This window comes from Streptomyces pseudoechinosporeus (genome assembly GCF_054783935.1).
In genome coordinates, this window is record NZ_BAAGPS010000003.1 from 255,592 (window position 1) to 261,707 (window position 6,116).

The 6,116-nt window shown below is 69.7% G+C and carries 5 protein-coding genes and 1 tRNA gene; 1 reads left to right on the forward strand and 5 read right to left on the reverse strand.

Annotated features, from left to right (window positions below; genetic code table 11):
* Positions 1-219: 219 nt before the first annotated feature.
* From thrC to ACYVO6_RS04590, 5 genes are all read right to left on the reverse strand, one after another.
* A complete protein-coding gene (gene thrC / locus ACYVO6_RS04570) occupies positions 220-1,278 on the reverse strand; it encodes a threonine synthase (RefSeq protein ID WP_033323848.1) in 1,059 nt (352 codons plus the stop codon).
* 6 nt (positions 1,279-1,284) lie between these two features.
* Positions 1,285-2,577, reverse strand: a complete 1,293-nt coding sequence (locus ACYVO6_RS04575) for a homoserine dehydrogenase (protein ID WP_461057467.1) — start codon at positions 2,575-2,577, stop codon at positions 1,285-1,287.
* Positions 2,578-2,744: 167 nt separating this feature from the next.
* A complete protein-coding gene (gene lysA / locus ACYVO6_RS04580) occupies positions 2,745-4,136 on the reverse strand; it encodes a diaminopimelate decarboxylase (protein WP_461057469.1) in 1,392 nt (463 codons plus the stop codon).
* Between the two features lie 18 nt (positions 4,137-4,154).
* Entirely contained in the window at positions 4,155-5,222 is a 1,068-nt protein-coding gene (gene nrtL, locus ACYVO6_RS04585; protein WP_461057471.1) for an ArgS-related anticodon-binding protein NrtL, read from the reverse strand.
* A 167-nt stretch (positions 5,223-5,389) separates the two neighbouring features.
* Complete coding sequence (locus ACYVO6_RS04590) at positions 5,390-5,905, reverse strand: response regulator (RefSeq protein ID WP_461057473.1); 516 nt, start codon at positions 5,903-5,905, stop codon at positions 5,390-5,392.
* Positions 5,906-6,023: 118 nt separating this feature from the next.
* On the opposite strand from ACYVO6_RS04590, the gene ACYVO6_RS04595 reads away from it, so the two are divergent.
* Positions 6,024-6,095 (forward strand) — tRNA-Arg (locus tag ACYVO6_RS04595).
* Positions 6,096-6,116: the final 21 nt, after the last annotated feature.

Sequence of the window (6,116 nt, forward strand, 5' to 3'; positions counted from 1 at the left end):
TGTCGAAATCCTGCGAGACGAACGGAAGATCACGGAAGACCCGGCGGCCGCAGAGACGGCGCGGCACCGCGGCATATGCGGCGGGCGGGTTATGTACAGCTTATCGAAGGAAGGTTCCGTGGCGACATAGGGCGCACAGGAGGCGCACGATGCGTTTCGTAAGCCCCTTGTGCACCCCCTGTCAGGAGTTACAGGTTAGGCGAAGCCGAGACGCCATGCTTACGCAAGACCGAGACGCTCCGCCGCCGTTGCCGCGTCCACCGGGACCGTGACGGGCTGCGGGGCGCCCGCGACGGCCCAGTCCGGGTCCTTGAGGCCGTTTCCGGTCACCGTACAGACGATGCGCTGGCCCGGGTCGACCTTGCCCTGCTCGGCGGCCTTCAGCAGGCCGGCGACGGACGCGGCGGATGCGGGCTCGACGAAGACGCCCTCCTGGGAGGCCAACAGCCGGTAGGCGCGCAGAATCTCACGGTCCGTCACCTCATCGATGAAACCGCCCGATTCGTCCCGCGCGGCCAGTGCGAACTTCCACGAGGCCGGGTTGCCGATACGGATCGCGGTGGCGATGGTCGACGGATCCTTGACGACCTCCCCGCGCACGATCGGGGCGGAACCGGAGGCCTGGAAACCCCACATTCGAGGGGTTTGCTTCGCGATCCCATCCGCCGCGTACTCCGTGTACCCCTTCCAATAGGCCGTGATATTGCCCGCGTTGCCCACCGGCAGGACGTGAATGTCAGGTGCGTCACCCAGCATGTCCACGATTTCGAACGCTGCGGTCTTCTGGCCCTCGATGCGCACCGGATTGACTGAATTCACCAGCGCCACAGGGTAGTTGTCGGACAGATTGCGCGCGAGCGTGAGGCAGTCGTCGAAGTTCCCGTCGACCTGGAGGATCTTCGCGCCGTGCACGAGCGCCTGGCCCATCTTGCCGAGCGCGATCTTGCCCTGCGGGACGAGAACGGCGGAGACCATTCCGGCCCGTACGGCATACGCGGCAGCCGAGGCGGACGTGTTGCCCGTGGAGGCGCAGATGACGGCCTTCGCGCCCTCCTCCTTGGCCCGGGTGATGGCCATGGTCATGCCGCGGTCCTTGAAGGACCCCGTCGGGTTCGCGCCCTCCACCTTGAGGTGGACCTCGCAGCCCGTGCGCTCGGAGAGCACCTGCGCGGGCACGAGGGGCGTGCCGCCCTCGCGGAGCGTCACGACCGGCGTGCTGTCGGATACCGGCAGCCGGTCCCGGTACTCCTCGATGATTCCGCGCCACTGGTGGGTCATTGCTGGTTACTCTCCTTCAACCCGCATGATGCTGGCGACACCCCGCACGGTGTCGAGGCTGCGCAGCGCCTCGACGGTCCCGTTCAGGGAGGCGTCGGACGCGTGGTGGGTGACGACGACGAGAGAAGCCTCGCCGTCTTTCCCTTGCTGGCGAACCGTATCGATCGATACGCCGTGCTCGGCGAAAACGGTCGCGACCTGGGCGAGAACACCCGGTTTGTCCGCCACATCGAGACTGATGTGGTAGCGCGTGACGACCTCGCCCATCGGCGAGACGGGCAGCTGGGTGTACGCGGAGTCGCCGGGGCCGGTGGCGCCGCTGAGCCGGTTGCGGCAGACGGCCACGAGGTCGCCGAGGACCGCGGAGGCGGTCGGGGAGCCGCCCGCGCCGGGGCCGTAGAACATGAGCTGCCCTGCGGCGTCCGACTCGACGAACACGGCGTTGTACGCGCCGCGCACGGAGGCGAGCGGGTGGGTCAGCGGAATCATCGCGGGGTGCACACGCGCGGTGACGGACTCCCCGTCGGCGGCCCGCTCGCAGATGGCGAGCAGCTTGATCGTGCAGCCCATCCCCCTCGCCGAGGCGAAGTCGGCGGCGGTGACCTCGGTCATGCCCTCGCGGTACACGTCGTCGAGCCGCACGCGCGTGTGGAAGGCGATTCCGGCGAGGATCGCGGCCTTGGCGGCGGCGTCGAAGCCTTCGACGTCGGCGGTGGGGTCGGCTTCGGCGTACCCGAGGGCGGTGGCCTCGTCGAGGGCCTCCTGGTAGCCGGCGCCCGTCGAATCCATCTTGTCGAGGATGAAGTTGGTGGTGCCGTTGACGATGCCGAGCACGCGGTTGACCTTGTCACCGGCGAGGGACTCGCGCAGCGGCCGGATCAGCGGGATGGCACCGGCGACGGCGGCCTCGTAATAGAGGTCCTTGTTCTGCTCCTCGGCGATGGCGTGCAGGCCGGCGCCGTCCTGGGCGAGGAGCGCCTTGTTCGCGGAGACGACCGACGCGCCGTGCTCGAAGGCGGTGGTGATGAGGGAGCGGGCGGGCTCGATACCGCCGATGACCTCGACGACCACGTCGATGTCCCCGCGTTTGACGAGGGCGGTGGCGTCGGTGGTGATGAGCTCGGCCGGGATGCCCTCCCGTACCTTGTCGGGCCGCCGGACGGCGACGCCCGCCAGCTCGACGGGGGCACCGATGCGGGCGGCGAGGTCGTCGGCGTGCGTCGTCATGATGCGCGCCACCTCTGAGCCGACAACCCCACAGCCCAGCAGCGCCACCTTCAGCGGACGCGTACGCATCATCCGACCTCGTTTCCTCTTACCGTCACGGTGGATCCAGTCTCACTCACCGGACGGGACTTTCTATGCCACGTCCGGATCGTGAGATGTCTATTTCATTTCTCCGGCGGCCGATCACAGGAGATCTTCCGCTGGCTGCCGTCGTACGTCTGTGTTCGTACGTCAGCGGCTCATCCGACATCGAGGCGCAGCAGGTCCTCCTCCGTCTCCCGGCGGACGATCACCCGGGCCTCGCCGTCCCGGACCGCGACGACGGGCGGGCGCAGCGCGTGGTTGTAGTTGCTGGCCATGGAGCGGCAGTACGCCCCGGTGGCCGGCACGGCGATGAGGTCGCCGGGCGCGAGATCGGCGGGCAGGAAGGCGTCGCGTACGACGATGTCGCCGCTCTCGCAGTGCTTGCCGACGACGCGTACGAGCATGGGTTCGGCCTCGCTCACCCGGGAGACGAGGGCGACGCTGTACTCGGCGTCGTACAGCGCGGTGCGAATGTTGTCCGACATGCCGCCGTCGACGGAGACGTACGTACGCAGTCCGTCGAGCGGCTTGATGGTGCCGACCTCGTACAGGGTGAAGGCGGTCGGGCCGACGATGGCGCGCCCCGGCTCGACGGAGATGCGGGGGGTGCGGAGCTTCGCGGACTCGCACTCGCGCGTGACGATCTCGTTCAGCGCCTTGGCGATCTCGTGCGGCTCGCTCGGATCGTCCTCACTCGTGTACGCGATGCCGAGGCCGCCGCCGAGGTCGATCTCGGGCAGCTCGACGCCGTGCTCGTCGCGGATCTCGGCGAGCAGCTTGACCACCCGGCGCGCGGCGACCTCGAAACCGGCCATGTCGAAGATCTGCGAGCCGATGTGGCTGTGAATCCCGATGAGTTCGAGCCCGTCGAGGGCGAGGGCCCGTCGTACGGCCTCGGCGGCCTGTCCGTCCGCGAGCCCGATGCCGAACTTCTGGTCCTCGTGGGCCGTGGCGATGAACTCGTGCGTGTGCGCCTCGACGCCGACCGTCACCCGGATCTGCACGCGCTGCCGCTTGCCGAGCGACTCGGCGATGTGCGCGACGCGGACGATCTCCTGGAAGGAGTCGAGGACGATGCGTCCTACGCCGCTGCTGATGGCCTGGGTGATTTCCTCGGTGGACTTGTTGTTGCCGTGGAAGGCGATGCGGTCGGCGGGCATGCCGGCGGAGAGGGCGGTGGTGAGTTCGCCGCCGGAACAGACGTCGAGGTTGAGTCCCTCCTCGTACAGCCAGCGCACGACGGCGCGCGACAGGAACGCCTTGCCGGCGTAGAAGACGTCGGCGTCCTCCCCGAAGGCGGTGCGCCAGGCGCGCGCCCGCGCACGGAAGTCGGCCTCGTCGATGAAGTACGCCGGGGTGCCGAACTCCTCGGCGAGCTTCTTCACATCGATGCCGCCGACGCTGACGACTCCGTCGGGCGTACGGGTGACGGTCTGCGCCCAGACCTTCGAGTCCAGGGCGTTGAGGTCGGTGGGCGGAGCGGTGTAGTGCCCCTCGGGCAGAACATCGGCGTGACGGGGCCCGGCGGGGTGTGCGGAACGGCTCATGACTTCTCTTGGGCTCTCTCAGATGTGTTCGGGTGCGTCGATACCGAGCAGGGACAGGCCGCCGGCCAGCACCGTCCCGGCGGCTTCGGCAAGCGCCAGCCGGGCCCGGTGGGCGGCCGAGGGTTTCTCGTCACCGAGGGGGAGCACGCGGGTGACTTCCTGGTAACGGAGGAGGGCGTCGGCGATGACGACGAGGTGGCGGGCCAGGTGGTCGGGGGCGCGGCGGGTTGCTGCGGTGGCGAGGGCGGCGGGGTAATCGGCGAGGGCGGCGAGGAGGGGGACTGAAGGATGGTTGGGGTTTTGTGGGTGTACGTCGCCGGGGGCGCCGTCGAAGCCGAGGTCGGCGGCGTTGCGGCTGAGGGCTCGGGCGCGGGCATGCGCGTAACGGACCCTGAAGAGGGGGTTGGTCTCGCGCTGCACGAGGTGGTCGGCGGTGATCCGGGGCCTGTCGTGGAGGGCCGGGTGGAGAAGGGCCCAGCGGGCGGCGTCACGGCCGAGGGGGGTGGGGTCCTCGGGTGCCGGTACGGGCCGGAGGTTCACGTCGAGGGGGGCGGGAGCGCCGGGTCGGTCGTGGGCGTCGACGGTCACGCCGAGGGGCTCGGCCCACGCGGGGGCCGGCTCGGCCTCGCAGGATGTACGGACGAGGGCACCCTGCGTACGGAGGATCCCGGCGAGCACCTGCCCACTGACCGCGGCGCGCACCTCGCACGGGTAGTGCAACTGCACGATCCGCCCGCTCGGTTCCTCGGCGTACCCATAACGAACGCCGCGCCGCAGGATCTCCCGGACCAGGGCCTCCGCTCCCCCGTCGAGGGTGATGTTGAGGAAGCCGGGCCCGGTGATCTCGACGCGTGCGACACCCTCGGCCTCGGTGATGAGCGGCCGCAGGATCTCGGCGACATGACGTGGCGGACGCCCGGCGGGCCGGGCCAGCTGCAGGGCGACATTCGTGGCGTAGTCACCGCATCCCCCGGGCCCCGGCGACGCCACCACGGCCCGCGCGGGCACGGCCACACTGAGCTCACCGGCGTCCACGGCGCGGCGCACGGCGCGCAGGACGGTACGGGAGAGCTCGACGGGGGTCACGGGGACAAGCGTATGGGAGGAGGGGGGTGGGTGAGCGAGCCGATTTGGGGAGGGTCCGGGATGTGGACGGGGGCCGGCTCCGCGTGGATGAGTGGGGCCGGGTGGAGGTAAGCCGCACGGATCCATGGAGCGCCGACTGTCGGGGCCGTACCGTCACCCCCAACCGCTCAACCTCCGGCGCGCCCCGCACGCTCCGCGCGCTCGGTCCCGCCCGTGGCTCCGGTAGCCCCGAGCGGACTACCCAGGGAGGCTCCACCGCCCCGCCGCTCCATCAACTGCCGTACGAGCCGCACGAGTTCGGCAGGCTCAAAGGGCTTGGCCAGAAAGGCGTCCACCCCCACATCGAGCCCGCCCTCGACCTCGTACTGCGAACAGGCGCTCACGACGGCGAGGGGCAGATTCCGGGTCCGCGGATCGGCACGGAGCCGGGCGGCGGTCCGCAGCCCGTCGAGCCGGGGCATCACCACGTCCAGAGTGACGACATCGGGCCGCACGTGATGAACGACATCCAGACACTCGGCACCATCAGCCGCGGTCACGACCTCGAAACCCTCCAGCTCGAGGTTGACCCTGATCAACTGCCGGATGACCTTGTTGTCGTCCACAACAAGCACCCGACCCGACGCGCCTGGCACAACTCGAGAGTAGGTCCGCTCCCCCGCCCGCGTCCGGCTTTTCCCCACTTCCACCCCGCCCGCGGGCCCGCGCCCCCACCCGTTTCCCCACACGAAAACCGGTTCCTGATGCCCCCGAAAGAGCTGGTAGGGTTCTACCCGTCGCCGCACAAACCGCGCCCGACACGCCCCCGTAGCTCAGGGGATAGAGCAACGGCCTCCGGAGCCGTGTGCGCAGGTTCGAATCCTGCCGGGGGCACTCGCCAGTCAGCCAGCAAGA